Source organism: Lentzea fradiae, assembly GCF_900100955.1.
GTDB classification, from domain to species: domain Bacteria; phylum Actinomycetota; class Actinomycetes; order Mycobacteriales; family Pseudonocardiaceae; genus Lentzea; species Lentzea fradiae.
Genome location: NZ_FNCC01000020.1, coordinates 81,241 through 107,406, shown reverse-complemented (window position 1 = coordinate 107,406; position 26,166 = coordinate 81,241). Strand labels below are relative to the sequence as shown.

Genomic DNA, 26,166 nt, shown 5'->3' with positions numbered 1-26,166 from the left:
TGATGAACATGAAAGCGACAAAGGTGGCCAGGGATTACTACGGCATCCTCGGTGTCTCGCAGAACGCGACACAGGATGAGATCAAGCGCGCCTATCGCAAGCTCGCCAGGCAGCTGCACCCGGACGTCAATCCCAACGAGGAGGCCCGCTTCAAGGAGGTCACGGCCGCCTACGAGGTGTTGTCGAACCCCGAGAAGCGCCGCGTCGTCGACCTGGGCGGCGACCCGCTCGACTCCTCGGGCGGCGGACGCGCGGGCGGTGACCCGTTCGCGGGCTTCGGCCTCGGCGACATCATGGACGCCTTCTTCGGCGCCACGTCCGGTGGCGGTGGCCGCGGGCCGCGCAGCCGCGTGCAGCCCGGCTCGGACGCGCTGATCCGGCTGGAGATGACGCTGGAGGAGTGCGCGGCGGGCGCCACCCGTGAGCTGACCGTCGACACCGCGATCCTCTGCGACCGCTGCCACGGCGCCGGCACCCAGAACAACTCCAAGCCCGTCCAGTGCGACACCTGCCACGGCCGCGGCGAGGTCCAGTCGGTGCAGCGCTCGTTCCTGGGCCAGGTCGTGACGTCGCGGCCGTGCCCGGTCTGCCGCGGCTACGGCGAGGTCATCCCCGACCCGTGCCAGCAGTGCGCGGGCGACGGCCGCACCCGGTCGCGCCGCACGATCTCGGTGAACATCCCCGCCGGTGTCGCCGAGGGCATGCGCGTGCGCCTCGCGGGCCAGGGCGAGGTCGGCCCCGGCGGCGGCCCGGCCGGTGACCTCTACGTCGAGGTCGAAGAGCAGCCGCACGAGATCTTCGAACGCGACGGCGCCGACCTGCACTGCGTCGTGCAGATCCCGATGACGACCGCCGCGCTCGGCGCCACGCTGCCGCTGAAGACGCTGGACGGCGAGGAGGAGCTGCAGATCGACCCCGGCACGCAGCCGGGCACGCAGCTCGTCATGACCGGCCGCGGCATGCCGAAGCTGAGGTCCACCGGCCGTGTCGACGGCCGCGGCGACCTGCACGTGCACCTCGAGGTCATCGTCCCGACCAAGCTGGACGCGGCGCAGACCGCGTTGCTGCGCGACCTGGCCGACCTGCGCGGCGAGAGCGAGCCGTCGCTGTCGCACAACGGCAAGGGCGGCGGCGGGCTGTTCTCCCGCCTGCGCGCCGGTCGCGGCCACCGGTGACGCTGCCCGTCTTCCTCGTCCCGGCGCTGCCGCCGGGCGAGGAGCTCGTGCTGGACGGACCGGAAGGCCGCCACGCCGCCACCGTGCGCAGGCTGCGCGTGGGTGAGGAGCTCGTGCTGTCCGACGGCTCCGGGATGCTCGTGCGGTGCTCGGTCACCGCGGTCGAACGCGACGCGCTGGCGCTGCACGTGGAGGAACGCTGGGAAGACCCCCAGCCGGCACCGCGCGTGGTCCTCGCGCAGGCACTGGTGAAGGGCGACCGGGGCGAGCTCGCCGTCGAGCTGGCCACCGAGGCCGGGGTCGACGGCGTCGTGCCGTGGCGGGCCGCCCGGTGCGTGGCGAAGTGGGAGGACGGCCCGCGCGGCGCGAAGGCGCTGGGACGCTGGCGGTCCACCGCCCGTGAGGCCGCCAAGCAGGCAAGACGCTCCCGCGTGCCGTCCGTCGACGAGCCCGTCTCGACCAAACAGCTCGCCCAGCGCGTGTCGTCGTCCGCGCTGACGCTCGTGTTGCACGAAAGTGCGGTTGAACGGCTTTCGGACGTGGTACTCCCCGACCACGGAGACGTGCTGTTGGTGGTGGGTCCCGAAGGCGGCATCACCGCCGAGGAGCTCGACACCTTGCGATCTTCGGGTGCGCGGGTAGTGCGGTTGGGCCCAACCGTTCTGCGTGCATCCACCGCTGCCGCGGTTGCTCTCGGTGCCATCGGGGTACTCACCTCGCGGTGGTGACACCGATCACTTCTCGCGGCGACGCCGAAAGGATTGGCTTGACGCAAGTTGTAGCGAATCGCAGGCCGATGGGGTTACTCTGGTTGCAGAGGGGCTCAATTGGTCTAGCCGTAATCGGAGCAGTCAATTAGGCTCTTCTGACCACAAGGACTCGCCGGACACCTCCCCCCTCGGTCCGGCGTCGGCGCCTCGCGGCGAAGCGACCCCCAGGCTTCGGACCGCGAGGCGCCGTTCCTTTTGTTCCGGGTCTGCGCGCCTGGTCAGGCCGCCCTCGTCGCCGCTTCTTTCACGATCTCGTGTTTCTGTCACGTACTTTCATCGTGTGCAGAGAATTGCTTACGGTGACCACCCCAGCCAGTTCGGCGAGCTTTTCGTTCCCGAAGGCGACACGCTCGGTGCCGTTGTCGTCATTCACGGTGGTTTTTGGCACCAGCGGTACGGGTTGGAGCTCGGCCGGCCTCTCGCGGAAGTGCTCGTCGCCGACGGATTCGCCGTGTGGAACATCGAGTACCGGCGTCTCAGCGGTGGCGGCGGATGGCCGCAGACCGGAGAGGACGTCCTCGCGGCGATCGACGCCGTCGACCTCGGACCCGTCGTGACGCTCGGACACAGCGCGGGCGGCCATCTGGCCGTGTGGGCGGCCAAGCACAGTGCGCGCGTAGCCGGTGCCGTGGCACAGGCGGCGGTGCTCGACTTCACCCGGCACATCACCGGCCGTGCGCTGGAGCTGTGTTCCGAGGAGCAGTTCCCGCAGGCGTCACCGCACGCGCTCGTCCCCATCGGGAAACCGGTGATCTGCGTGCACGGCGACCAGGACGAGGACGTCCCGGTGGAGCAAAGCACCGGGTTCTGCGCCGTGGAGCCACGCGCGGAGCTCGTCGTCGTGGAAGGCGCCGGGCACATGGACGTCATCACACCCGGCACAGAGGCGTGGGAACGCTGCCGCGCGGCCGTCGGGAAGCTTGCACGCGAGTGCTAGAACTGGTCGGGTGCCGAAGGTTGTCGACCATGAGGAACGCCGCCGCGAACTCGCCGAGGCCGTCTGGCGCATCGTGCGGCGCGACGGCATCGACCACGCGTCCGTGCGCGCCGTCGCCGCCGAGTCCGGGTGGTCGAGCGGGTCACTGCGCCACTACTTCCCCACCCAGGACGCGCTGCTCGGGTTCGCCATGGAGCTCGCCTACCGGAAGTTCCTGGCCAGGCTGGAGCAGCTCGACCGGTCGCTCGGCAACCGGCAGCTGGTCAGGGCCGTCGCCCACGAGATGCTGGCGCTCGACGAGGAACGGCGCGCCGAGGCGGCCGTGCTGCTGTCGTTCCTGCCCAGGGCGATGGTCGAGCCGTCGTTGCACGAGATGGAGCGCTACGGCACGCGCCGGCTCTACGACGGGGTCGCTCAAATCCTCGTCGCGGCGCAGGAAGCGGGAGAGCTGCGCGAGGGCGTGGTGCCCGCCAAGGCGGCAAGACGGCTGATCGTGCTGCTCGACGGGCTGAACATCCACCACGGGCTCGGCCCGGACGAGCTGACCGCCGAGGAGATGATCGAGGCCGTCGACGAGCAGCTGGACGCCTTCTTCGCCTAACGTCGGCGCATGTCCTGTTTGTTCTGCCGGATCGTCGGCGGCGAGATCCCCGCGACGGTCGTCCACGAGACCGAGACCACGCTCGCGTTCCGCGACATCCAGCCCAAGGCACCGGTGCACGTGCTGCTCATCCCGCGCGAGCACGTGCCGAACGCCGTCGACCTGACCGCCGAGCAGCTCGGCGCCCTCTTCGCCGCCGCGAAGGACGTCGCCGAGGCAGAAGGCGTCGCCGAGAGCGGCTACCGGCTGCTGTTCAACACCGGACCGGACAGCGGGCAGGAGGTCTTCCACGCCCACCTGCACCTGCTCGGCGGGCAGAAGCTCCAAGCGGGGACCGCCCTCTAACCGAGCGCGAGCGAGGCGGGCGCGAAGTAACGCGAACGGTCACCCGGCACGTCGTCCGCACCGCGGACCATCAAGGTGCACCCGCCGGTGCGCTTCTCGAAGCCCTGCTCCAGCAGGTACGCGCCCACGTCGGCGTCGCCGGTGTCCACGCGGACCCGGCCGGTGGCCACGTCCGAGACCAACCGGCACGCCTCCGCCGAGGAGGGTGCGATCAGCGGGCCGATGGTGATGCCCTCGGGGTTCGGGCGGGTGGCGACGACGCCGGAGTCCGTCATGCGCACCGTGTGCGGCGTGGCCGGGTCGAGCAGCCACCGCCACAGCTCCGGCCGCGTGAAGCCGCTCACCTCGTGGTCGAGCGCGGCCAGCGCCTCGGCGTCCGCAGGCGTGGCCTCACGCGACACGCCGGAGGCGTTTCCGCGGAACACGCCGTGATAGTCCGTCGTGGCCCCGACCGGGTGAAAGCCGAGCCTGGCGTACAGCGGCTCACCCATGTCCGTCGCGTACAGCGTCGAGGGACCGGCGCCCGACACGTGCGACATCAGCCGTGTGCCGATGCCGCGCCGACCTGCCCGGGAAGCGACCAGCACACCACTGATGGCCTGCATCTCCGGATACGGCGTCGTCATCGCCGTGCCGACCAGCCCCGACTCGTCGAACGCTCCCCAGCCCGGTCCGAGCACGAGCATCAGCTCCCACTGCGCGGGCGTCCACGCCCAACCTCGGTCCGTGATGAGCTTCATGCACTCGGGTACGTCCTCGACACCAAGCCTGCGAATCTCCACGACCGGTGAGCACACACGGTGAGCAATCCGGTAGCCACTCATTTTCGGCCGGACTAGCATCGACGGCACCAGATCCGAGCGACAGGAAGCAGGCCGGGGCCACGTGGCCGAAGAAACACAGCAGAGCGGCAAGGAAGGTCAGTCCCGGTTCGCCGTGCCCGATGGCGCGGTGCTCAGCCTGCTGGGGTCGCGCGACGAGAACCTCCGTCTGGTGGAGGAACTGCTCGACGCCGACGTCCACGTGCGCGGGAACGAGATCACCCTCTCCGGCGACCCCGCCGACGTGGCCTTCGCCGAACGCGTCTTCACCGAGCTCGTCACCCTCGCGAGCCGTGGCCAGTCGATAGACCAGCACGCCGTCCGCCGCGTCGTCGCGATGCTGAGCGCGAACGAGGCCGAGTCACCCGCCGAGGTGCTGAGCCTCGACATCGTGAGCCGCCGCGGCCGCACGATCAGGCCGAAGACGCTGAACCAGAAGCACTACGTCGACGCGATCGACAAGAACACCGTCGTGTTCGGCATCGGCCCCGCCGGCACCGGCAAGACGTACCTCGCGATGGCGAAGGCCGTGCAGGCGCTGCAGGCCAAGCAGGTCAACCGCATCATCCTCACCCGCCCGGCCGTCGAGGCGGGGGAGCGGCTCGGCTACCTGCCCGGCACGCTGTACGACAAGATCGACCCGTACCTGCGGCCGCTCTACGACGCGCTGCACGACATGGTGGACCCGGAGTCGATCCCGCGGCTGACCCAGGCGGGAACGATCGAGGTGGCGCCCCTCGCATACATGCGTGGAAGGACGCTTAATGACGCGTTCATCATCCTCGACGAGGCGCAGAACACCACGCCGGAGCAGATGAAGATGTTCCTCACCCGTCTGGGCTTCGGCTCCAAGGTCGTGGTGACCGGCGACATCACCCAGGTCGACCTGCCTGGCGGGCAGCGCAGCGGCCTGAAGGTCGTCAAGGACATCCTCGAAGGCGTCGACGACGTGCACTTCTCGGTGCTGACCAGCCAGGACGTGGTGCGCCACCGCCTGGTCGGCGACATCGTCGACGCGTACGAGAAGTGGCAGGTCGCGCAGGACGTGCTCGACCAGAACGGACACCACCACGGACCCGGTGCACGCCGGGGGAACCAGCGGCGGGGACGATAGGCGTCGTGAGCATCGAGATCGCCAACGAGTCGGGTGTCGTGGTCGACGAGGGTTCCATCGTCGCAGCCGCCCGCTTCGCGCTGGACCGCATGGGCGTGAGCCCGCTGGCCGAGCTGTCCGTCCTGCTCGTCGAGCTGGACGTGATGGCGGACCTGCACGAGCGCTGGATGGACCTGCCTGGTCCCACGGACGTCATGGCCTTCCCCATGGACGAGCTGGACTCGGCGCGCCGGCCCGACGCCGCGGGGCTCGGTCCCGCGCTGCTCGGGGACATCGTGCTGTGCCCGGCGTTCGCGAAGGACCAGGCCAAGAAGGCGGGCCACGGCCTGCTGGACGAGCTGCACCTGCTGACCGTGCACGGTGTGCTGCACCTGCTGGGCTACGACCACGCGGAGCCGGCCGAGGAACGCGAGATGTTCACGTTGCAGAACCGCATCCTCGCGGACTTCCGCGCCGCTCGCGAGGAGGCCGAACGGGCCGCGCTCCAGCGCAGCACGGACGACAAGGTGCTCGGGGCCGTCGGCTTGGACGAGCAGCGGCCGTTGCAGCACCCCGAAGAAGACTGACGCGGCAATGGGCAATCCCGCCAGTGTGATCGTGCTGGCCGTGCTGCTCGTGCTCGCGGCAGGGGTCTTCGCGTGTGTGGACGCCGCGCTCGGCACCGTGTCGCGTGCACGGGTGGAGTCGCTGCAACGGCAGGGGCGTTGGGGTACCGGGCAGCTGTTGCAGGTGCTCAACGACCGGCCGCGGCACGTCAACCTGTTGCTGCTGCTGCGTCTCGCGTGTGAGATGTCGGCTGCCGTGCTGGTCACGACGGTGTTCTTGAACTACGTGGACAAGGACTGGGTCGCGGTCCTGTACTCGTGCCTGAGCATGCTCGTCGTGTCGTACGTGCTCGTCGGTGTCGGGCCGCGCACCATCGGCCGTCAGCACCCGTACGGCGTGAGCCTGGTCGCCGCGGGCACGGTGCGGCAGCTCGGGCGGGTGCTCGGGCCGTTGTCGAAGCTGCTGATCCTCATCGGTAACGCGATCACGCCCGGCAAGGGCTTCCGCGAGGGCCCGTTCAGCTCCGAGGTCGAGCTGCGCGAGCTGGTCGACATGGCGCAGGAACGCGGCGTCGTGGACGAGGGCGAGCGCGAGATGATCCACTCGGTGTTCGAGCTGGGTGACACGATCGCCCGCGAGATCATGGTGCCGCGCACCGAGATCGTGTGGATCGAGCAGGCGAAGACGGTGCGGCAGGCGCTCGCGCTGTCGTTGCGCACCGGCTACACGCGCGTGCCGGTGATCGGCGAGAGCGTCGACGACGTGCTGGGCGTGGTGAACCTCAAGGACCTGATGCGGGCGACGCTCGCGGACGGCGAGGACCCGAAGACCGTCGCCGAGCTGATGCGCCCGACGAGCTTCATCCCGGACTCGAAGCCGATCGCGGACCTGCTGCGGGAGATGCAGCTGTCGCGCAAGCACATGGCGATCGTCGTCGACGAGTACGGCGGCACGGCGGGCCTGCTCACGATCGAGGACATCCTGGAGGAGATCGTCGGCGAGATCACCGACGAGTCCGACACCGACGACCGCCCGCCGGTCGAGCACCTCGACGACGGCGCGGTGCGGGTGAGCGCGCGGCTGCCGGTCGACGACCTGGACGCGCTGTTCGGAACCGAGCTGGACGACCACGAGGTCGAGACCGTCGGCGGCCTGCTCGCGCAACGGCTCGGGCGCGTCCCGCTGCCCGGCACGGAGGCCGAGATCGCGGGCCTGCGGATGCGGGCGGAGGGCGGCAAGGACGTGCGGGGCCGCATTCGCGTCACGACCGTGCTGGTGCGGCCTGTGCAGAAGGAGAACGACGAAGATGAGTGACCTTGACCCTGAAGACGCGAAGCTCGTCACGCTGGCGAGGGCCGTCCGTGCGCGCAACGGCGCCGCGGAGGGTGCGGCGGTGCGCGACCTCGACGGCCGCACGTACAACGCGTCGACCGTCGCGTTGCCGTCGTTGAAGCTGACGGCGTTGCAGGCTGCCGTGGCGGCGGCGGTGTCGAGCGGTGCCGAGGGCCTCGAAGCGGCGGCCGTGGTGACGGACGCGGACGGGCTCGACGAAGCGTCTGTGCGGGCGGTGCGCGATCTGACGGCGAACGGCCCGGTGATCCGTGCGAACGGCGCGGGCGAGGTCGCCGGGGTGGTCTGAGCGGCCGTCAGGCACCCAGGAGACGGCGGTTGACCTCGTCGAGGCTGAAGCGGGCGGGGTCGAACCGGGTGCCGTCGTCGAGACCGAGCCAGTCGAGCGCGTCCCCGTGTTCCGGGTGGTCCGGCTTGGCCAGGATCTCGACGAGGTGTTCGTAGCCGGCCACGCCTCCGCAGTCCTCGGGTGGGCAGTCGCCCTGACCCGCGACGCAGAGCGGGTAGCTCTTCCCCGCTTCGGCGGCGGTCACCTCCTCGACGACGATCTCGTGTTCCCAGTGGTCGCCGAAGTCGTAGACGTAGAGGAGCCGGCCGCCGGGCTTCACCAGGTCGGTCAGGCGGACCTCCCGCTCGTCGCGATACGGCAGGTCGGGATCGGGAACGCTGTACTGGGTCCGCCCGTCGACGAAGGCGTGCAGGTGCGCGTTCTCCCAGCCCATCGCGGCCTGCACGATCTCGTGCAGGTCATCGAGCCGGACCGCCGCCGGGAGGAGAACCCGCCGCCACACCGGTGGGTTCTCGACGCCGAGCAGAGTGATCTTCAGCTGGTGGACCGGGTCACCTGGCGACGGCTGACCGAGCAGCTCGCGCACGCCGTCCCGGCCGAGCTCGGTCAGCTCCGCGGCATCGTTCTCGAACGTGACCGCGCCGAGCGACCGCAGTGCTTCGAGGGCCTGCTTGGTGTCTCGGTCGTTGCAGGCGCGGAGGTGGTCGAGCTGGAGCTCGGTGGCGTGGTCCAGGACATACGGCGCGCTCGCCATGTCCCACGTGATCTCGCAGAGGTCCTCGACAGGAACGGGTGCACCGCGGTGGTACAACCAGGCCAGTACGGCACGGATGGCCGGGGCGAACTCCCGGCGCAGCAGCGACTCGCCGAAGCCGTCAGGCAGGAACGCCTCACCCAGCTGATCGAACGAGGTGAACAACGTGCGCCACAGCGCTTCCTCGTCGTCGAGCAGCCTGGCGTTCTTCTTCACCTGCATCAGCCGGTTGCCTGTCTTGCGCACGAGCCGGGCGGCCTTCGCCCACTCGACGATGAGCGTGAGATGGAGGAGTTCCTGGCTGGAGCCGGTCCTGTACACGCGATCACCGATCGTCGGATCGATCACGTCCTCGGTGCCCAGCAGCTTCACCAGTGCCTTGGCGTCGGCGAGGGTCACGCGCCCGGTCTGGGTGAGCTTGCGGCCGTCGCCCACCCAGCGGACGAACGTGCGCACCTGCTCGGGCATTTCAAGTTTCGGTGCGGCGTGATCCATACCGGATGTCCTCGTCATTCATCGTGCGGCGGGGCAGGTGAACGGAGTCTCGGCTCCGGCGCTGTCAGTGTCTTGCCTCAGCCAGCCTCTTCAGCCGTTCGTTGACACCTTCGATGTCGAACGGCACCGCGGGCTCGGGATCGTCGGGATCGTAGTACTCGATCGGATTGTCGCCCCGGCCGCCGACGCACTCCGGGTGCGTGAGCCGGTGGCCGTCCACGACTTCTTCCAGTTCGATCCGGTGCTGGCGGTTCGAGCCGAAGTCGTAGGTGTGGGAGATGGTCGCCTTCGGCCGGGGGAGTGCCTGGTGCAACCGGATCGAGTCTTCCGGCGCCATCTCGTCGAGGTTGTGGAAGGAGTCCGTGTAGTGGCGGCGTCCCACGGTGAACAGATGGAGGTGGTCGTCGTCCCAGCCGAAAAGCACGATGATCACCTGGTGGAGCAGCGCCAGTGTGGCGTTCTCCGGGATCAGCACCCGGCGCCAGCAGCGTCCGCTCAGGGAGATCTTGAGCCGCTGGACCGGCACGGCTGATCCGGCGACGGGGGCGAGGGCGGCGGCGACCTCGCTCGCGTGCGGGTGTCCGCAGCGGGCCATCCGGTCGACGCCGCCGGAGTCGAAGTCGAACCCGGCGGCGTCCAGGTAGTCCGCAGCCACGTACCGGGCCGCGCTGAGTCCGTGGTGGACGAGGTCGGCGTGGGCGTACTCGGTGGCCAGCCAGACCAGGTCGTCCGGGTCGAGCGACGCCGTCAGCCCGTACTGATAGGCCAGGGCGCGCACATGAGCCGCGAGGTTTGGAAATCCCTCGGCTGCCGCGCGCAACGCCGGGAGGAGGTCGTCTCCCAGACCGCCGATCAGTCCGATCGCCGTGATCCGTTGGGCCGGGGCGGCCTCGGCGGCACACGGGAGGAGCTCGGCGACGATCTCGGTTTTAGTGCGTCCACCGAACCACTGCACGGCCCGTTGCCAAGCCTCGGACTCATCGATGCCGTCGAGCAGATCGAGCAGTTCCTTCGCCGGCAGGTCCGCGGTGATCGGCTGCGGCAGCACGCGTCGCCATTCGGCGAGGGCCCATACCCCCAGCGGCGTCGGTGCGGAGCCCTCGACGGCACCGAACAGCCGCAGGAGCGTCAAAGCCGCGTCGGCCGGATGGGGTCTGCCGTGACGCTGCGGGTCCCGGAAGACGTCCCAGTCGCCGCGTTCCTGCATCAGGCGGCCGATGCGGCGGCGGAATGCCCACTCGTCCAGAGCAGGCCCATCGGCCATCGCGGTCAGTGCCGTGAGGGCGGTGACACGAGGATCGCCGCCGAAGTTGTCGGCCGCCTCGGCGGTCAGCAGTGCCTGCAACCCCGACCACCACACGGTCAGCGGACCATCCGGCTGACGCGAGCGGACGGCGCGGTTGTCCGCGACGACGACAAGACCCGCGCCGACCGCCACCAGCCAGGGGCGGTGGACCTCGGGCACGTCGGCCGCCCGCCTGACTTTCGCGGGTGTCCGCACGCCCAGCGCCCGCGCGGCGTCGGGAACGTCGGCGGGCCGAAGCGCTCCGCCCGTGGTGAGGGCTCTGCCGTCCTCGCCGACCCATTCCGCCAGGCGTGCCGCCGCCAGCACCACGGGATGGTCGCGGGCAGCGAGTTCAAGATCGGGTGACACCCAGCCGAAAATACCGAGCGCGACGTCCCGTCGTGTCAGCGGCCCACGGTGCGCAACCAGGCGCGGGAGGCGGTCACCGTGCCCGCGCCGGGGTTCTTGCTGTCGCGCAGAGCGATCCGGTCCTCGGAGAGCCAGGCGATCTCGACGCACTCCCCGCCGCCCGTGTCACCGCTGCCGGAGTAGGTGCTTTTCCGCCACCGCAAGAGCTCGTTCGCCATCCCACATCCTCGTCGTTCGGCTACTCGTAAGTCTTCACCGCCTCCCGGATCACGTCCAGCGAGTCAGCCGGTGACAGTGACCGCTCGGTGAGGATGCCCCACTTCTCGATGCAGGTCCGTACCGCGGCCCTGTCCTCGATGTAGACGGAGCCTCCGGGGCCTTCCGTGTAGCAGAAGTCCGGGATCGGGTCGGGCAGCGTCAACACGGAGAACGGTCCGTCCAGTGCCGGGGTCGCACCCGCTGACTTGGCGAGGACCTGAAGCGTGATGTGGCCGGCTTCGGAAGCTTCGAGCAGCCGGTGGAGTTGACCGCGCATCACGGAAGGGCTGCCGACCGGGCGCTCGAGAACCGCTTGCTCGATGATCGCGTGGTAGCGCAAGGGGTTCGGCCGGCGCAGGACTTGTTGACGAGCCATGCGCGCGAGGACTCGCCGTTCCACCAACTCGAATGCCAGCCCTGGACGGGCGCCGTTGATCAACGCTCGGGTGTAGTCGGGCGTTTGCAGGAGTCCGGGAATGACCATGGTCGCGAGCTGGCGGAATGCCACCAGTGCGGCTTCGACGCTGAGGAACTCGTGGAAGTCCTCGGGCAGGTCCTTGCGGATCGAGAGCCAGTAACCGCGTTCGTGCGCACTCGACGCCAGGCTGATCAGCCAGCTTCGGAGCGGTTCGTCCTCGACCTGGTAGAGATCGAGCAGTTGCTCCACCTCGTGCGCCTTCACGCCCTGCTCGCGGTTCTCGATCCGGCTGACCTTGGAACGCGACCACCTACCTGTCCCCGTGCGCAGCAGCTCCGCGGTGCGTTCGATCGTCAGACCGCTCTGCTCGCGAAGTTGCCGCAGCGTCTCGGTGAGCTGCCACCTCCGCACGGTCGCGTTCACCGCGCCGTTGTCCAGACTCATGGACTTCAACTCCGAAAGGGTGAATAAGTGGGTTCCCACTTTTACTTCAGGGCTGACCGGTTCACCGTAGCGCTACTGCTGGTGATCAATCGGTTACGACACGGAGGCGATGGATGTCGATGGAGGCCGAGTTCGGCGAGTTTCTGGTCGAGCTGGTCGCGGAGGCCGCTCCCCGGTTGTTCGCGGTCTGCGAGCTGGAGCGGGGCGGGGAGGGGGAGCTGACCGGGGCTGAGCTGGTCGCCTGGGGGCTGGCGTTCGCGGATCAGGTGCAGTGGGTGAGCACGGACGGCAGCGGACACGGCCGTTTCGGGTCGGTGGACCGGGCGATGCGGCACTTCGGCCGTGGGTGTGAAGCGAGCCTCGTGTGGGCGTGACGCCCGGCCGGTGAGGCGGGCGGGGGACCTCCGATGAACCCGCTGGCGGCAGGGGGCGACAATGGGCGGATGGATGGTTACCGCTCCGGGTTCGCGTGTTTCGTCGGACGCCCGAACGCAGGGAAGTCGACGCTGACGAACGCGCTGGTGGGCACGAAGGTCGCCATCACGTCCAGCAAGCCGCAGACGACCCGCCACACGATCCGCGGCATCGTGCACCGCGAGGACGGCCAGCTCGTGCTGGTGGACACGCCGGGGCTGCACCGGCCGCGCACGCTGCTCGGCCAGCGGCTGAACGACCTGGTGCGCGAGACGTGGTCGGAGGTCGACGTCGTCGGCTTCTGCGTGCCCGCGGACCAGAAGGTCGGGCCCGGTGACAAGTTCATCGCCGCCGAGCTGGAGAAGGTCGCGAAGCGCACGCCGGTGGTGGGCATCGTCACCAAGACCGACCTGGTCTCGCAGCAGCAGGTGATGGAGCAGCTGCTCGCGCTGCAGAAGGTCATGGAGTTCGCCGAGATCATCCCGGTGTCCGCCGTGGACGGGTTCCAGGTGGACAAGCTGAGCGACCTGCTGCTGCAGAAGCTGCCGCAGGGGCCGCAGCTGTTCCCGGACGGCGACCTGACCGACGAGCCGGAGCAGACCCTGGTCGCGGAGCTGATCCGGGAGGCGGCGCTGGAGGGCGTGCGCGACGAGCTGCCGCACTCCATCGCCGTGGTGGTGGAGGAGATGGCGCTGCGCGAGGGCAGGGACGACCTGACCGACATTCACGCTTTCGTGTTCGTGGAGCGGCCGTCGCAGAAGGCGATCATCCTGGGGCACCGGGGTGAGCGGCTCAAGCAGGTCGGCATGACGGCGCGCAAGCAGATCGAGGCGCTGCTCGGCACGCGCGTGTACCTGGACCTGCACATCAAGGTCGCCAAGGACTGGCAGCGGGACCCGAAGCAGCTGCGACGCCTGGGGTTCTAGGTGGCGGGTCTCTGATGGCGAACCTCTACCGCGACACCGGCATCGTGCTCCGGGTGCAGAAGCTCGGTGAGGCGGACCGGATCATCACGTTCCTCACCCAGCGGCACGGCAAGCTGCGCGCGGTGGCGAAGGGGGTGCGCCGCACGTCGTCGAAGTTCGGGGCGCGGCTGGAGCCGTTCTGCCACGTCGACGTGCAGTTCCACCCCGGCCGGACGCTCGACATCATCACGCAGGTGCAGACGCTCGACGCGTTCGGCGTCGGCATCGTCGGCGACTACCAGCGCTACACGGCCGCGTGCGCGGTGCTGGAGACCGCTGACCGGCTCACGGCCGAAGAGGGCGAACCGGCCGTGCGGCTCTATCTGCTCGTGACGGGGGCCCTCAGGGCGTTGGCGGCGGGAGAGCGTGACCCGTCGCTGCTGCTGGACGCCTACCTGATGCGGGCGATGGCGTTCGCCGGGTGGGCGCCCGCGGTCAACGAGTGCGCCAAGTGCGGTGTTCCCGGGCCGCACCGGGCGTTCAGCGTGCAGGCGGGTGGCTCGTGCTGCCCGAACTGCCGTCCACCGGGGTCGGCGTCACCATCGGGTGACACGCTGGCGTTGCTGTCGGCGTTGCTGCACGGTCAGTGGAACGTGGTCGACGAGATCCCGCACGTGGCACGCCGTGACGCGAGCGGCTTGGTCGCCGCGCACCTGCAGTGGCACCTCGAAAGGCAGCTGCGGTCGCTACCGCTGGTCGAGCGGAAGGCCCAGCCGGCGGACGGCTAGTCTGACCGCCTACCGACAACGGTTTTCGTGAGAGGAAGCCTGGACCCATGCTGCGCCGCCGCCGCTCGGAGCGGGAGAAGCGCGTCCCGCGCCCACCGGACCCGCACCCCTCCGGTGCGACGCCGCCGGACATCCCCGCCGACCTGGTGCCGAAGCACATCGCGATCGTGATGGACGGCAACGGCCGCTGGGCCAACCAGCGCGGCCTGTCGCGGGTCGAGGGGCACAAGCGCGGTGAGCAGGTCGTCCTCGACGTCGCCAAGGGCTCCATCGAGCTGGGCGTGAAGTGGCTGTCGCTCTACGCCTTCTCCACCGAGAACTGGAAGCGCAGCCCCGAGGAGGTGCGCTTCCTGATGAACTTCAACCGCGACGTGATCGCGCGGCGCACCGACGAGCTCGACGAGATGGGCGTGCGCATCCACTGGGCCGGGCGGTCGCCGCGGCTGTGGGGCAGCGTCATCAAGCAGCTGCAGGACGCCGAGGTCCGCACGCGGGACAACGACGTGCTGAACCTCGTCATGTGCGTGAACTACGGCGGCCGCGCGGAGATCGGTGACGCCGCCCGCGAGATCGCGAAGCTGGCCGCCGCTGGGCAGATCAACCCGGACAAGGTCGACGAGCGCATGCTCGCGAAGTACATGTACAAGCCGGAGATGCCGGACGTCGACCTGTTCATCCGGCCGTCGGGCGAGCAGCGCATCTCGAACTTCCTGCTGTGGCAGTCCGCGTACGCCGAGATGGTGTTCCAGGACATCCTGTGGCCGGACTTCGACCGCCGCGACCTGTGGCGGGCCTGCGAGAAGTTCGCGGGCCGCGACCGCCGCTTCGGCGGTGCCGTCGACAAGCCGGGTGAGGAGGTGGCGTCGTCGTGAACGCGAGCGGAGACGCCCTGGAGGCGGCGCGCAAGGCGCTGGAGCTGTTCCACGACGTGTCCGTGGACGACGACGGGGCGCTGAGCTTCCGCCACGGCGACGTGCCGTGCGCGGTGCAGGGCATGGAGCTGGCCGAGGGGCTGACGGTGCTGTCGCTGACCGTTGTCGTCGCCTGGGACCTGCCCGGCGACGTGGCGGTGTGGGTGGCGGAACGCGCCGGTCAGGGTCTGTTCGGCACGCTCGGTGTCATCCAGTCCGAGCGGGGCGGCACGGACGTGATGCTGCGGTACGCGTTCCCGGCGGACGGCCTCAAGCCGGAGCCGTTGAGCACGCTGCTCATGCTGGTCGTCTCGACCGCGTCGCAGGTGCGTGGCGAGCTCCTCTCCCGGTTTTCTTGAGAAAGGACCCTCTCATGGGTGGCGTGATCATTTACGAGCCGGAAGAGGACTCGGACGTCAACGAGTTCCCGTGGACCGTCACGTTCGAGCCGTCCGGCGGTGACGAGTGGGACTCGTTCATCTGCGGCCCCTACGAGCGTGACCACGCGGTCGCGCTGGCCGAGGCCGTGGCGCTGGACGACGCCGAGGGCGGCGTGCTGGCCATCGTGAAGCCGATGCTGCCCGCGCTGTCGGCCGAGGACGTGACCGCCACGATCGAGGAGCTCCGCGAGGAGGCGCTCGCCGAGGAGGCCGAGGCCGAGGAGGGCGTCAACGGCACGCCCGTCGACTTCGACGACGACCTCGAAGAGGAAGAGGCCGAGTTCGCCGAGCCGCCGTCGCCGGAGGAGATCCGCGAGGGCATGGCCCGCACCTACCGCCGGTTGCTGGACCTGGACGCGGAATGACGATCGCTCCGACTGCCTGAGAGGACCCTCATGGGTGACGTGGTCATCTACGAACCGGACGAGGACAGGTTCCCCAACCAGTTCGCGTGGACCGTCACGTTCGAACCGTCCGACGAGGAGGAGTGGGAGCCGTTCGTCTGCGGCCCCTACGAGTACCAGGACGCGATCGCGCTGGCCGAGGCCGTGGCGTGGGCGGACGACGACATCCCCGTGGTGGCCGTCGTGAAGTCGGTCCTGCCCGTGCTGTCGCCTGAAGAGGTGGCCGCCACGATCGGGAAGCTCCGCGAGCTGGAGGACGAGGACGACGACGAGGACGAGGACGACGAGGGCCTCGAAGAGGACGCGAGCGAGACGGAACTGCCGTCGCCGGAGGAGTTCCGCGAGGGCGTCGAGCGCATCTACCAGCGCGTCCTGGCGATGAAGACGACGTGACGATCACCGGCGAGATCCGCTCGTCGAAGCGGCGGTCCGGCCCGCCCCGGCTGAAGATCACGTCGTTGGAGGTGCTGTGCGGGATTCTCGTTCTCGCACTGCTCTTCCAGTCCCGGCTCGTCGACCTGCTCGACGTGCCGAAGCTGCGCACGGCCTCGACGGTGTTCGTGGCGATCTGCGTGCAGGCCATGCCGTTCCTGGTCCTGGGCGTGCTGATCTCGGGCGCCATCGCGGCCTTCGTGCCGGCCTCGGCCCTGCGCAGGCTGCTGCCCTCGAAGACCGCGCTGGCCGTGCCGGTGGCGGGGGTCGCGGGGGTGGCGCTGCCCGGCTGCGAGTGCGCCTCGGTGCCCGTCGCGCGGCGGCTGATGCAGCAGGGCGTGGCACCCGCCGTGGCGCTGACGTTCCTGCTGGCCGCGCCCGCGGTGAACCCGATCGTGCTGGTCTCGACGGCGGTGGCGTTCAACGACACCCCGATGATGGTCGTGGCGCGGTTCGCCGGCTCGTTGCTGACCGCGATGGTCATGGGCTGGCTGTGGGTGCGGTTCGGCAAGATGGAGTGGATCGCGGAACGCGCGCTGGCGCGCATGTCCGACCACTCCGGCCGCAACAGGTGGGCCGTGTTCGCCGAGAGCGCGCGGCACGACCTCGTGGACGCAGGCGGGTTCCTGGTGCTGGGCGGGCTGTTCGCGGCGGCGTTCAAGACGTTCGTGCCGACCGCGTGGATGCAGACGCTCGGCGCGCAGATCGTGCTGGGCGTGCTCGTGATGGCGGTGCTGGCCGTGGTGCTGGCGCTGTGCTCGGAGGCCGACGCGTTCGTGGCGGTGGCGTTCTCCGCGCTGCCCTTGCTGCCGCGCCTGGTGTTCCTGGTCGTCGGCCCCGCGGTCGACGTGAAGCTGATCGCGTTGCAGGCGGGCGCCTTCGGCAAGTCCTTCGCCTTCCGCTTCGCACCGGCCACGTTCGTGGTGGCGATCCTGTGCGCGGTTCTGTCTGGAGTGGTGCTGCTGTGAGGCGGGAGACCCAGAACATCCTGCTGGTCCTGCTCGGCGGGGCGCTGCTGAAGATCAGCTTCTCCGGCATGTACCTGCGCTACGTGCAGAAGAGCCTGCTGCCGTTGCTGATCGCCGCGGGCGTGGTGATGATCGGCCTGGCCCTGTTCGCGATCGTCACCGACATCCGGCGCGGCCGGGCGGAGGCGGCCGAGGCGGGCCACGAGCACTCGTCGCGGTCGACCTGGTTCCTGCTGCTGCCGGTCATGGCGGTGTTCCTGATCTCGCCGCCCGCGCTGGGCGGCGACATCGTCAACTCCGCCGCCGACACCAACCAGACGCAGCGCTCCCGCAACCTGCTGGGCGAGCTGCCCTCCGGCGACGTCATCCCGCTGTCCATGACGGAGTTCGTCACGCGCACGGCGTGGGACGAGTCCGGCACGCTGGACGGGCGGCGGGTGAAGCTGACCGGCTTCCTGCTGCGCGCCGACGGCGAGACGTACGCCGCGCGCATCGCGATCTCGTGCTGCGCCGCCGACGCCCGCCCGCTGAAGGTGCGGCTGGGCGGGGACGTGCCCGCGCTGCCCGACGAGCAGTGGGTCGAGGTGACCGGCCAGGTCGTGCCGAAGTCGGCGAACGAGACGAACTCGTGGGTGCCGAGCTTCACCGTGGACTCGTTCACCCCGGTCGCCGAACCGGTCGAGCCCTACGAAAGCTGACCCGCTACTTCAAGCCCTTCCTTTTCGCCACGCGGGGGCCCTTCGTACTGTCACGTAGTACGAAGGGCCCCCGCGTGGCGTCCGGGTGGGGCTGGTGGGGTGCGTGTGGGTGAGCGGTGGGCCGGGTTACCTCAGGCCCTTGGCCGTGCACTCCGCGCACGTGCCGAAGATCTCGACGGTGTGGCTGACCTCGGAGAAGCCGTTCTCGGCGGCGACGCGGTCAGCCCACTTCTCGACGGCGGGACCCTCCACCTCGACCGTGCGGCCGCAGTGGCGGCACACCAGGTGATGGTGGTGGTGCGCCGAGCAGCGGCGGTAGATCGCCTCGCCGGAGTCGGTGCGCAGCACGTCGACCTGGCCCGCGTCCGCGAGGGACTGCAGGGTCCGGTAGACGGTGGTCAGGCCGATGCCCTCGCCGCGGCGGCGCAGCTCCTCGTGCAGTTCCTGGGCGCTGCGGAAGTCGTCCAGCTGGTCGAGCAGGTTCGACACCGCCGTGCGCTGCTTGGTGGACCTCAGTCCGGTCACAACTTCTCCTCGACGTGCGTCACAGCGTCCACCACGATGTGCGCCAGGTGTTCGTCCACCAGCCGGTACACGACCTCGCGGCCGTGCCGTTCCCCGTGCACCACCCCCGCCGACTTCAGCACCCGCAGGTGCTGGCTGATCAGCGGCTGGGCCACACCCAGCGCCTCGACCAGCTCGTGCACGCAGCGGTCGTGCTCGCGCAGCTGCAGCACGATGGCGATGCGGACCGGAGCGGCGAGCGCCCGCAGCAGGTCACCCGCCTCGGCGAGGGCGTGGGCGGCCGGTCGTGGCGCCGGTGCCGGTGCCGCGCGTTCGGGGGAGTGCTCGCCGTGCAGCTGAGCAGTCATGGCGGCGCACCTCACCTGGTAGGGATTTTCACAACCAATTCTACGGTGATGAGCACGAGAACCAGCAGGACCACCACGCGCAATGTGCGGTGAGCTGGGGAAAGCACCTTCCAGGTCGCCGCCAGCAGGACGCAGGCGCCGATCACCAGGACTCCGAGCAGCACCGCGCCGACCGTGCCGCCGACCCAGACGCCGGTGATGAACAGGCCGAGCACGAGCACGAACGCCACGACCGGACGCACGCGCGCGAGCGGGCCGTCGCCGGGCAGCAGGGGGCGCTTGTTGGTCACCGTGCCATCCTTGCACCGTGCTGCTGGTGTGCCGCTTCCGCGTGTCCGACCCCGAGACGTTCACCTCGCGAGCCGAGGAGGCGTTGAAGCTGCTGACCGCCCAGCCGGGCTGCCTGCGCGGCACGCTCGCCCGGTCGACCGACGAGGACGACAGGTGGGTGCTCACCGTCGAGTTCGCCTCGGTGGTGGCCTACCGGCGGGCGATGTCGCCGTTCCCGGTGCGCGAGCACGTCATCCCGTTGCTGTCGGAGGCGCTGACCGACGAGCCCGCGATGTACGAACCGACGCTGACCAGCGCGGACGGTCAGGTCGAGGAGCACACGAGCCTGCTCGCCGAGGACGCGTTCACCGTCCGGCTGGGCGAGGCGGGCGGCCCCGCTACCCCTCGGCGGCGATAGCCTCCATCTCCTGCACCCACTCCTCGTGCGCGCCGTGGGGGAGCAGCTGCAACGCCCTGCGCGCGGACTCGGCGGCCTCGGCGGTGCGGCCCAGCGCGTGCAGCGTCTTGGCCTTGCCGCTCTCCGCGTACGCCTCCGGCGTCTTCTCGAACGCCTCCAGCGCCTCGTCGTAGCGGCCGTTCTCGTAGTAGAACCAGCCGAGGTTGTTGTGCAGCGGGCCGAGCCAGCGCACCAGGCCGGGGTTCGCCACCACCAGCTCCAGGCCCTGCTTCGTCCACTTCTCCGGGTCGTCCACCAGTGACGCCATGTGCGCGGCGTCGACCGCGAGCGACAGGTCACCGCGGGTCTTGGCCAGGATGAACGCCGCCACGAACAGCGGCTGGGCGGCGGCCGGGTCGCCGCCGGAGCGGTGCAGCCTGCCGCGTTCGAGCAGAGCCCTGACCCGGCCGGTCGAGTCGGGCGCGACGAGCACCTCCGCCTCGTCGACCAGGCGGTGACCCGCGGCGAAGTCCTCCCGCAGGCCCTCGATCCGCGCGAGCTGGGTCAGCACCTCCGCGCGCTCGTCGTCGGTGCCCACCTCGCCGAGCAGCGCCCGGAACCTCGTCTCGGTGCCGTCGAGGTCGGCGAAGTCCCACAGCTCTCGCAGCCGGTCTTCCATTCGTGCAGCGTAGGCCCCCGGTCGCTCGTTCGGGGCCGCGAGGTGACGGCTACGCTGGAGCCCCCGAATCTGATTCCCCCGATGGAGTTCCCGTTGGCCGCCGATCGTATTGAGACCGTTGTCAGCCTCTGCAAGCGCAGGGGGTTCGTCTACCCGTGCGGGGAGATCTACGGCGGTACCCGCTCGGCGTGGGACTACGGGCCCCTCGGCGTCGAGCTCAAGGACAACATCAAGCGGCAGTGGTGGAACTTCATGGTCCGCGGCCGTGAGGACGTCGTCGGCCTCGACTCGTCGGTGATCCTGCCGCGCGACGTGTGGGTCGCCTCCGGCCACGTCGAGGCGTTCGTCGACCCGCTCGTCGAGTGCGAGTCCTGCCACAAGCGGTTCCGCGCGGACACGCTGTCCGAGGAGTACGCCGAGCGCACCGGCAAGGAGGTCGCCGAGGGCGACGTCTCCGACGTGCCGTGCCCGAACTGCGGCACCCGCGGCACCTACACCGAGCCGAAGATGTTCAACGGCCTGCTCAAGACCCACCTCGGCCCGGTCGAGACCGAGGAGGGCCTGCACTACCTGCGCCCGGAGACGGCGCAGGGCATCTTCACGAACTTCCTGAACGTGCAGACGACCTCCCGCAAGAAGCCGCCGTTCGGCATCGGCCAGATCGGCAAGTCGTTCCGCAACGAGATCACGCCGGGCAACTTCATCTTCCGCACGCGTGAGTTCGAGCAGATGGAGATGGAGTTCTTCGTCGAGCCGGGCACGGACGAGGAATGGCACCAGTACTGGATCGACGAGCGCACCCGCTGGTACACCGAGCTCGGCGTGTCCAAGGAGAACCTGCGGCACTACGAGCACCCGAAGGAGAAGCTGTCGCACTACTCGAAGCGGACCGTCGACATCGAGTACCGCTTCAAGTTCGGCGGCCAGGAGTGGGGTGAGCTCGAGGGCATCGCGAACCGCACCGACTTCGACCTCACGACCCACTCCAACCACTCCGGCGTCGACCTGTCGTACTTCGACCAGGCGACGAACTCGCGCTACAAGCCGTTCGTCATCGAGCCGGCGGCCGGCGTCGGCCGCCCGATGATGGCGTTCCTGCTCGAGGCGTACACCGAGGACGAGGCCCCCAACGCCAAGGGCGGCGTGGACAAGCGCGTCGTGCTGAAGCTCGACCGGAGGCTCGCCCCGGTGAAGGTGGCCGTGCTGCCGCTGTCGCGCAACGCCGACCTGTCGCCGAAGGCGCGCGACCTCGCGACGGCGCTGCGCCGCAACTGGAACGTCGACTTCGACGACGCGGGCGCCATCGGCCGCCGCTACCGCCGCCAGGACGAGATCGGCACGCCGTTCTGCGTCACGGTCGACTTCGACACGCTCACCGACCACGCCGTGACGGTGCGGGAGCGCGACACGATGTCGCAGGAGCGCGTGGCGATGGACCAGCTGGAGTCGTACCTGGCCGCGCGCCTGGTCGGCTGCTGACCCGTTCGACCACGGACCCCCTGCGACGGTGTCGCAGGGGGTTCGGTCGTCGCAGCTCGCTCGCGACCGGCCTCCGGCGCCGGGCCGAGGCAACATTCCGGCACGTTCCCGCGTGTCAAAGGGCGTGACGGAAGAGTTCCGGAAGCGCGGGCCGTGGCAGGCCGTGGCGGGCGTGGTCCTGGCGGCCTGGGTGGTGCTCACCGCCGCGGTGGCCGAGACGGGGACCCCGCAGGTGCTCGTGGCCACCGCCGCGACGGGCGCGATGCTGTGCCTGTGCCCGGTGGCGGGCGGGCTGGTGGCGCGGCGGGTGACCGGCGCGGTGCCGGCGGCCCGGCTGCGGCACGTGTTCGTCGTGCTGGAGGGTGCCGCGCTCGCGCTGCTCTTCCCGTTCTACTGGTTCGCGTTCAGCGTCGAGCCGGTCGGCAGGCCCGGTGCCCTCGCGGTGGGTGTCGTGGTGTCGCTGGTGGTGCCGGTGGTGGTCGCGCTGGTCCTGGCGTTGCGGACCAGCCTGCTCGTGCACCGGATCGTCGTCGCCGAGTTCGGGCCGCTCGTGCCGGACGCCGCAGCTCCGGCGCTGGTCCCGAGGATCCGGGTGCTCGGCACCCTGCTGGTCGTCGCGGGGAGCGTGCTGTCGGTCTCGGTGGTGGTGCTGGCGTTCACGTCGCCGTCGCGGTGGCTGCTGCTCGAAGCGTTCGGGCTGGTCGTGACGCTGACGCCGGTGGTGCTCGGGTTGTCGCTCACGCGGGTCGACGACGTCCGCTCGGCGCGGCGGCGCAACATCGGCGCGTACATCGTCGTGCCCACCGCGGCCGGGTACGCCGCGGCCGAGCTGGTGTCCGCCGGTGGTGCCGCCGGGATGCTGTTCGGGGCGTTGGTCCTGGCGGCGACCGTGCTGCTCATCGGCGCGATCCTCGTGCTGCGCGAGTTCACCGGTTCCTGGGAGCGGCCGTGGCGGGTCAGCCGCTGACGCTGAGCTTCGCCAGCACGGCCTGGACGACGGCGTTGATCGACTCACGGGCCGACGTCCAGCTGCCGGTCGGGCTCGTCGTGAGGACGGCGACGGCGTACCGGTCGTCGAGCACGCCCGCGCTGTGCAGGTGGACGTCGCTCGGCAGGTAGTACATCCAGCCCTGCTTGGCGTAGGCGCCGGTGACGCCGAGCAGGCCGAACGCCTGGTCGAAGCCGTCGGCGGCGACGGCGGGAGCGGCGGACAGCGACCCGACGACCGCGTCTCGCGCCGGTGAGGAGAGCACGTGCCGGTACAACCGCACCATGTCGTTGGCGGTGATGACGACCTCGCCCCACTGCGACGGGTCGTCCGGGGCGTGCGTGCCGGTGAGACCCGCTTCGGCGGCGACACGGCCGATGGCGCCCATGCCGTCGAACCGCGTCCACAGCACGTCCATCGCGCTGTCGTCGCTGAGGCTCAACGCGCGGTGAACCAGGTCCTCGTCGGACGTGGACAGCTGCCCGCGCAGCGCGTCGACGGCGACGATCAGCTTCGACAGCGACGCCGAGTAGAACGGCTTGTCGCCCCGTTCCGCGACGACCTCGTCGGTCTGCAGGTCGAGAACGGCGACGGCGACGTCGGAGACACCACCCGCCGCTGCGATATCCAATATATCAGCAGCTGATATATTGGATACCAGTGAAGCGACGTCGGAACTGCCGGTATGCGATATATCGGGTTCGCCGACGAGGTCCGGGCCACGCGATATATCAGTCGACAGCTCGTGGCCGGCGCGGCAGGGAGCGGCGTCGGGGACGGCGAAGACGACCGCGACGAGCAATAGGATCAACGTCCAGCGCACACTTCAACGGTCTGCTCACAGCACCCTGGTGTCGAGCTTTTCCTCCTGTGCGGTTGCTGAAGAATCGTCCCTGACCACCAGGTATGCGCCGGATTCCGGACGTTCCGTCACCGTTTCGACCAACTCGGTGCCCCGGTACAGCAGACCCACGCCGTCGTCCGTGCAGTACGTCTTCGGCAGCAGCCCGGCCGCGACGGCCTCGTGGATCTTCGGGCGGCGCTGCTCCTCGGAGTCGTAGTGCACGCCATTGCCGTAGGGCAGCAGGCCCAGGCCGTTGGTGACGATCCGCAGGTCCGGCCCGAACGAGTCGGTCGCACCGCCCGCGTGCCAGCAGATCGACCCCGCCGACACGCCGCTGAGCACGACGCCCGCCTCCCACGCCGTGCGGAACACCGGGCCGAGGCCGTGGACGTCCCACACCGCGAGCAGGTTCGCGACCGAGCCGCCGCCGACCCACACGACGTCGTGGGACAGCACGTAGCTCTCCAGGTCGTCGGTCGGCGGCATGGTGAACAGGTTGAGGAACGACACGTCGACGCCCGCGATGGCGCCCGCCTCCGCGACGTTCGCGTTCATCGCGCGCTGGTCGCCACCGGCGGTGCCGACGTGCAGGAACCGCGGCCTGCGGCCTTCCACACCGGACAGGTCGAGCGCGAAGTGGATCAGCTTGCCGAACTCCAGGGCGCTGCGGTGACCGGGGCGCCAGCCGCCGGAGGTGGCGAGGATGGTGGGCTGCTCAGCGGGCATGGGTGTGATCCTCGCAGGGGCGTCAAAGCCGGCCGGGCCGGGTCTGGAACCATGCGTGGTGTGCGGACCACGCCCCTCAGACCACTCGCCAGGATTCGCCGGATCGTGTTGCGCCTCCTCTTCGGGGCGCTAGTGATAGGTGTGCTCGTGGTCGGCGGTACGGCGTTCCGGGTGTGGCAGGTGGCGCGCGTCGACGACTGGACGAAGGCGGACGTCGCGATCGTCCTCGGTGCCGCGCAGTACAACGGCGTCCCGTCCGACGTGCTGGAGGCCCGGCTGAACCACGCGCTCGGCCTCTACGAGGAGGGCGTCGTCAGCTACATCGCGACCACCGGCGGGCGTCAGCCCGGCGACAACTTCACCGAGGGCCAGGTCGGCAAGATGTGGCTGGTGGAGCGCGGCGTGCCGGAGGACCGGGTGCTGCAGGTCGGCGAGGGCGCGGACACGCTCGGGTCGCTGCGGGCCGTCGCGTCGGTGGCGAAGGAACGCGACCTGACGACCGCCGTGATCGTCAGCGACCCGTGGCACTCGCTGCGCGCCCGCACGATGGCCGAGGACGCGGGTCTGCGCGCGTGGACGTCGCCGACGCGCAGCGGGCCGAACGTGCAGACCCGCGAGACCCAGTGGTTCTACATCAAGCGCGAGACCGGAGCCTTGCTGTACTACCGCCTGATGAAGGCCCACGCCGGCGTGTTCGAGGAGCTGAACCTCCCTAAAATCGGGTGATGGGATACACCGGCCACGACGCGGAGCGACTGCTCCCCGAGGGACCCAAGAGCGCCGCGTTGCCGGGTGCCCGCTCCGAGACCCGCACGCCGTTCGCCCGTGACCGCGCCCGCGTGCTGCACTCCGCGGCGTTGCGCAGGCTCGCGGGCAAGACCCAGGTCGTCGGCCCCGGTGAGGGCTCGGAGGTCACCGGTGTGCCGCGCACGCGCCTGACGCACTCGCTGGAGGTCGCGCAGATCGGCCGCGGCATCGGCGGCGAACTGGGCTGCGACCCGGACATCGTCGACACGGCCGGTCTCGCGCACGACATCGGGCACCCGCCGTTCGGGCACAACGGCGAGAGGGCGCTCAACCAGCTCGCGGGCCCGTGCGGTGGTTTCGAGGGCAACGCGCAGACGTTCCGCATCCTCGCCCGTCTGGAACCCAAGTCCGCGCACGGGTTGAACCTCACGCGCGCGGTGCTCGACGCGGCGACGAAGTACCCGTGGCCGCGCACGCCGGGCACGGTGAAGTTCGGCGTGTACGAGGACGACGTCGAAGTGTTCGAGTGGATGCGTGAGGGCGCACCGGACCGTGAGCGGTGCATCGAGGCACAGGTGATGGACTGGTCCGACGACGTGGCGTACTCCGTGCACGACGTCGAGGACGGCGTGCTGGCGCACCGCATCAGCCTCGGCGCTCTGGCCCGTTCCGACGAGCGCGCCGCCATCGCGGAGCTCGCCGCCAAGACGTTCTCGGACGAGTCCGTCGCCGATCTCGAAGCCGCCGCCGAGGAGCTGGTCACGCTGCCGGTGATCGCCTTCTGGACCGGGCACGAGTACGACGGCTCGCTCGGCGCGCAGGTGGCGTTGAAGAACCTCACCAGCGAACTGGTGGGCCGCTTCGCCTCCGCCGCCGTCACCGCGACCCGCGCCGCGCACGGCGAGGGGCCGCTGACGCGCTACTCCGCGTCGCTGGAGGTGCCGCGCCAGGTGGCGGCGGAGGTGGCGCTGCTCAAGGCGATGGCCGTCCGGTACGTGATGAGCGACCAGGCCCGCCTGGCCATGCAGGCGGCGCAGCGCGAGCTGATCGCCGAGCTGGTCACACGCCTGGTGGAACGGCCGGAACTGCTCGACGCCGCGTTCCGCCCCGTCTTCGCGGCCGCGGCCACGGACGCCGCACGGCTTCGCGTCGTCGTCGACCAGGTCGCGCTGCTGACCGACGCCCAAGCCGTGGCCTGGCACCGCGCGTCGGCGTAGCGTCGGGAACCGGACC

The 26,166-nt window shown here is 70.0% G+C and carries 34 protein-coding genes; 23 read left to right on the top strand and 11 right to left on the bottom strand.

The window, feature by feature from the left end:
* Positions 1-23 precede the first annotated feature (23 nt).
* The 5 genes from dnaJ (at position 24) to BLT23_RS36180 (ending at position 3,828) form a co-directional block, all read left to right on the top strand.
* Positions 24-1,175: a molecular chaperone DnaJ gene (dnaJ, locus tag BLT23_RS36200; protein WP_090059050.1), complete on the top strand. Its 1,152-nt coding sequence runs from the start codon at positions 24-26 to the stop codon at positions 1,173-1,175.
* Positions 1,172-1,903, top strand: coding sequence for a 16S rRNA (uracil(1498)-N(3))-methyltransferase (locus tag BLT23_RS36195; protein WP_090059046.1), 732 nt, complete (start codon positions 1,172-1,174; stop codon positions 1,901-1,903). Before dnaJ ends, BLT23_RS36195 begins: the two co-directional genes overlap by 4 nt.
* Before the next feature lie 322 nt (positions 1,904-2,225).
* Positions 2,226-2,882, top strand: coding sequence for an alpha/beta hydrolase (locus tag BLT23_RS36190; RefSeq protein ID WP_090059042.1), 657 nt, complete (start codon positions 2,226-2,228; stop codon positions 2,880-2,882).
* A gap of 10 nt (positions 2,883-2,892) precedes the next feature.
* Complete coding sequence (locus tag BLT23_RS36185) at positions 2,893-3,483, top strand: TetR/AcrR family transcriptional regulator (RefSeq protein WP_176947087.1); 591 nt, start codon at positions 2,893-2,895, stop codon at positions 3,481-3,483.
* 9 nt (positions 3,484-3,492) lie between these two features.
* The gene (locus tag BLT23_RS36180; protein ID WP_090059033.1) at positions 3,493-3,828 is read left to right on the top strand and encodes a histidine triad nucleotide-binding protein; all 336 of its coding nucleotides are present in this window, start codon (positions 3,493-3,495) and stop codon (positions 3,826-3,828) included.
* Here the strand turns inward: BLT23_RS36180 and BLT23_RS36175 are convergent.
* Positions 3,825-4,568: a GNAT family N-acetyltransferase gene (locus tag BLT23_RS36175; protein ID WP_176947086.1), complete on the bottom strand. Its 744-nt coding sequence runs from the start codon at positions 4,566-4,568 to the stop codon at positions 3,825-3,827. The genes BLT23_RS36180 and BLT23_RS36175 overlap by 4 nt on opposite strands.
* Positions 4,569-4,713: 145 nt before the next feature.
* Here BLT23_RS36175 and BLT23_RS36170 point away from each other — a divergent pair, with 145 nt between their 5' ends.
* The 4 genes from BLT23_RS36170 to BLT23_RS36155 are packed head-to-tail and all read left to right on the top strand — an operon-like array spanning position 4,714 to position 7,948.
* The gene (locus BLT23_RS36170; protein WP_090059024.1) at positions 4,714-5,763 is read left to right on the top strand and encodes a PhoH family protein; all 1,050 of its coding nucleotides are present in this window, start codon (positions 4,714-4,716) and stop codon (positions 5,761-5,763) included.
* Between the two features lie 5 nt (positions 5,764-5,768).
* Entirely contained in the window at positions 5,769-6,329 is a 561-nt protein-coding gene (ybeY, locus tag BLT23_RS36165; RefSeq protein WP_090059020.1) for an rRNA maturation RNase YbeY, read from the top strand.
* A gap of 7 nt (positions 6,330-6,336) precedes the next feature.
* Positions 6,337-7,623, top strand: a complete 1,287-nt coding sequence (locus tag BLT23_RS36160; protein ID WP_090059015.1) for a hemolysin family protein — start codon at positions 6,337-6,339, stop codon at positions 7,621-7,623.
* Positions 7,616-7,948 carry a cytidine deaminase gene (locus BLT23_RS36155; RefSeq protein WP_090059010.1) on the top strand — a complete coding sequence of 111 codons (333 nt, stop codon included), beginning with the start codon at positions 7,616-7,618 and terminating at the stop codon, positions 7,946-7,948. Before BLT23_RS36160 ends, BLT23_RS36155 begins: the two co-directional genes overlap by 8 nt.
* 7 nt (positions 7,949-7,955) lie before the next feature.
* On the opposite strand, the gene BLT23_RS36150 is transcribed toward BLT23_RS36155, so the two are convergent.
* The 4 genes from BLT23_RS36150 to BLT23_RS36135 form a co-directional block, all read right to left on the bottom strand.
* Positions 7,956-9,170 carry a plasmid pRiA4b ORF-3 family protein gene (locus BLT23_RS36150; RefSeq protein WP_245744541.1) on the bottom strand — a complete coding sequence of 405 codons (1,215 nt, stop codon included), beginning with the start codon at positions 9,168-9,170 and terminating at the stop codon, positions 7,956-7,958.
* Positions 9,171-9,261: 91 nt separating this feature from the next.
* On the bottom strand, positions 9,262-10,851 hold the full coding sequence (locus BLT23_RS36145; RefSeq protein ID WP_143036157.1) for a plasmid pRiA4b ORF-3 family protein: 1,590 nt from the start codon (positions 10,849-10,851) through the stop codon (positions 9,262-9,264).
* Between the two features lie 35 nt (positions 10,852-10,886).
* On the bottom strand, positions 10,887-11,069 hold the full coding sequence (locus tag BLT23_RS36140; RefSeq protein ID WP_090058997.1) for a DUF397 domain-containing protein: 183 nt from the start codon (positions 11,067-11,069) through the stop codon (positions 10,887-10,889).
* Between the two features lie 20 nt (positions 11,070-11,089).
* On the bottom strand, positions 11,090-11,950 hold the full coding sequence (locus BLT23_RS36135) for a helix-turn-helix domain-containing protein (protein WP_342713726.1): 861 nt from the start codon (positions 11,948-11,950) through the stop codon (positions 11,090-11,092).
* 134 nt (positions 11,951-12,084) lie between these two features.
* On the opposite strand from BLT23_RS36135, the gene BLT23_RS36130 reads away from it, so the two are divergent.
* The 9 genes from BLT23_RS36130 (at position 12,085) to BLT23_RS36090 (ending at position 17,931) form a co-directional block, all read left to right on the top strand.
* Entirely contained in the window at positions 12,085-12,345 is a 261-nt protein-coding gene (locus BLT23_RS36130; RefSeq protein WP_090058989.1) for a hypothetical protein, read from the top strand.
* Positions 12,346-12,414: 69 nt separating this feature from the next.
* Positions 12,415-13,311 (top strand): GTPase Era, encoded by an 897-nt coding sequence (gene era, locus BLT23_RS36125; RefSeq protein WP_090058985.1) that lies wholly within the window; start codon positions 12,415-12,417, stop codon positions 13,309-13,311.
* A gap of 14 nt (positions 13,312-13,325) precedes the next feature.
* Positions 13,326-14,078 (top strand): DNA repair protein RecO, encoded by a 753-nt coding sequence (gene recO / locus BLT23_RS36120; protein WP_090058981.1) that lies wholly within the window; start codon positions 13,326-13,328, stop codon positions 14,076-14,078.
* A gap of 47 nt (positions 14,079-14,125) precedes the next feature.
* Complete coding sequence (locus BLT23_RS36115) at positions 14,126-14,950, top strand: isoprenyl transferase (protein WP_090058976.1); 825 nt, start codon at positions 14,126-14,128, stop codon at positions 14,948-14,950.
* Positions 14,947-15,348 (top strand): YbjN domain-containing protein, encoded by a 402-nt coding sequence (locus BLT23_RS36110; RefSeq protein WP_090058973.1) that lies wholly within the window; start codon positions 14,947-14,949, stop codon positions 15,346-15,348. The genes BLT23_RS36115 and BLT23_RS36110 overlap by 4 nt, the downstream gene beginning before the upstream one ends.
* A gap of 23 nt (positions 15,349-15,371) precedes the next feature.
* Complete coding sequence (locus BLT23_RS41140; protein WP_176947085.1) at positions 15,372-15,794, top strand: hypothetical protein; 423 nt, start codon at positions 15,372-15,374, stop codon at positions 15,792-15,794.
* A 30-nt stretch (positions 15,795-15,824) separates the two neighbouring features.
* Positions 15,825-16,226, top strand: coding sequence for a hypothetical protein (locus BLT23_RS36100; protein WP_090058964.1), 402 nt, complete (start codon positions 15,825-15,827; stop codon positions 16,224-16,226).
* A complete protein-coding gene (locus BLT23_RS36095) occupies positions 16,223-17,233 on the top strand; it encodes a permease (protein ID WP_090058961.1) in 1,011 nt (336 codons plus the stop codon). Before BLT23_RS36100 ends, BLT23_RS36095 begins: the two co-directional genes overlap by 4 nt.
* On the top strand, positions 17,230-17,931 hold the full coding sequence (locus BLT23_RS36090; RefSeq protein ID WP_090058953.1) for a TIGR03943 family putative permease subunit: 702 nt from the start codon (positions 17,230-17,232) through the stop codon (positions 17,929-17,931). The genes BLT23_RS36095 and BLT23_RS36090 overlap by 4 nt, the downstream gene beginning before the upstream one ends.
* Before the next feature lie 126 nt (positions 17,932-18,057).
* Here the strand turns inward: BLT23_RS36090 and BLT23_RS36085 are convergent, their stop codons facing one another.
* The 3 genes from BLT23_RS36085 to BLT23_RS36075 are packed head-to-tail and all read right to left on the bottom strand — an operon-like array spanning position 18,058 to position 19,093.
* A complete protein-coding gene (locus tag BLT23_RS36085) occupies positions 18,058-18,456 on the bottom strand; it encodes a Fur family transcriptional regulator (protein ID WP_090058949.1) in 399 nt (132 codons plus the stop codon).
* The gene (locus tag BLT23_RS36080) at positions 18,453-18,803 is read right to left on the bottom strand and encodes an ArsR/SmtB family transcription factor (protein WP_090058946.1); all 351 of its coding nucleotides are present in this window, start codon (positions 18,801-18,803) and stop codon (positions 18,453-18,455) included. The genes BLT23_RS36085 and BLT23_RS36080 overlap by 4 nt, the downstream gene beginning before the upstream one ends.
* A gap of 11 nt (positions 18,804-18,814) precedes the next feature.
* Positions 18,815-19,093: a hypothetical protein gene (locus BLT23_RS36075; protein ID WP_090058943.1), complete on the bottom strand. Its 279-nt coding sequence runs from the start codon at positions 19,091-19,093 to the stop codon at positions 18,815-18,817.
* 17 nt (positions 19,094-19,110) lie between these two features.
* On the opposite strand from BLT23_RS36075, the gene BLT23_RS36070 reads away from it, so the two are divergent.
* A complete protein-coding gene (locus BLT23_RS36070; RefSeq protein ID WP_090058938.1) occupies positions 19,111-19,491 on the top strand; it encodes an antibiotic biosynthesis monooxygenase family protein in 381 nt (126 codons plus the stop codon).
* Here BLT23_RS36070 and BLT23_RS36065 read toward each other — a convergent pair.
* Positions 19,472-20,149 carry a tetratricopeptide repeat protein gene (locus tag BLT23_RS36065; protein WP_090058933.1) on the bottom strand — a complete coding sequence of 226 codons (678 nt, stop codon included), beginning with the start codon at positions 20,147-20,149 and terminating at the stop codon, positions 19,472-19,474. The two genes, BLT23_RS36070 and BLT23_RS36065, sit on opposite strands and share 20 nt — an antisense overlap.
* Before the next feature lie 93 nt (positions 20,150-20,242).
* Between BLT23_RS36065 and BLT23_RS36060 the strand changes: the two genes are divergently transcribed.
* Both BLT23_RS36060 and BLT23_RS36055 read left to right on the top strand, forming a co-directional pair.
* A complete protein-coding gene (locus tag BLT23_RS36060) occupies positions 20,243-21,628 on the top strand; it encodes a glycine--tRNA ligase (RefSeq protein ID WP_090059188.1) in 1,386 nt (461 codons plus the stop codon).
* Positions 21,629-21,752: 124 nt separating this feature from the next.
* Positions 21,753-22,595: a hypothetical protein gene (locus BLT23_RS36055; protein WP_090058928.1), complete on the top strand. Its 843-nt coding sequence runs from the start codon at positions 21,753-21,755 to the stop codon at positions 22,593-22,595.
* On the opposite strand, the gene BLT23_RS36050 is transcribed toward BLT23_RS36055, so the two are convergent.
* Positions 22,585-23,439, bottom strand: a complete 855-nt coding sequence (locus tag BLT23_RS36050) for a serine hydrolase (protein WP_090058924.1) — start codon at positions 23,437-23,439, stop codon at positions 22,585-22,587. The two genes, BLT23_RS36055 and BLT23_RS36050, sit on opposite strands and share 11 nt — an antisense overlap.
* A 15-nt stretch (positions 23,440-23,454) precedes the next feature.
* Positions 23,455-24,186, bottom strand: coding sequence for a Type 1 glutamine amidotransferase-like domain-containing protein (locus BLT23_RS36045; RefSeq protein ID WP_090058919.1), 732 nt, complete (start codon positions 24,184-24,186; stop codon positions 23,455-23,457).
* A gap of 51 nt (positions 24,187-24,237) precedes the next feature.
* Here BLT23_RS36045 and BLT23_RS36040 point away from each other — a divergent pair, with 51 nt between their 5' ends.
* Together BLT23_RS36040 and BLT23_RS36035 are read left to right on the top strand one after the other, a co-directional pair.
* On the top strand, positions 24,238-24,912 hold the full coding sequence (locus tag BLT23_RS36040) for a YdcF family protein (RefSeq protein ID WP_090058915.1): 675 nt from the start codon (positions 24,238-24,240) through the stop codon (positions 24,910-24,912).
* A complete protein-coding gene (locus BLT23_RS36035) occupies positions 24,912-26,150 on the top strand; it encodes a deoxyguanosinetriphosphate triphosphohydrolase (RefSeq protein ID WP_090058912.1) in 1,239 nt (412 codons plus the stop codon). The genes BLT23_RS36040 and BLT23_RS36035 overlap by 1 nt, the downstream gene beginning before the upstream one ends.
* Positions 26,151-26,166: the final 16 nt, after the last annotated feature.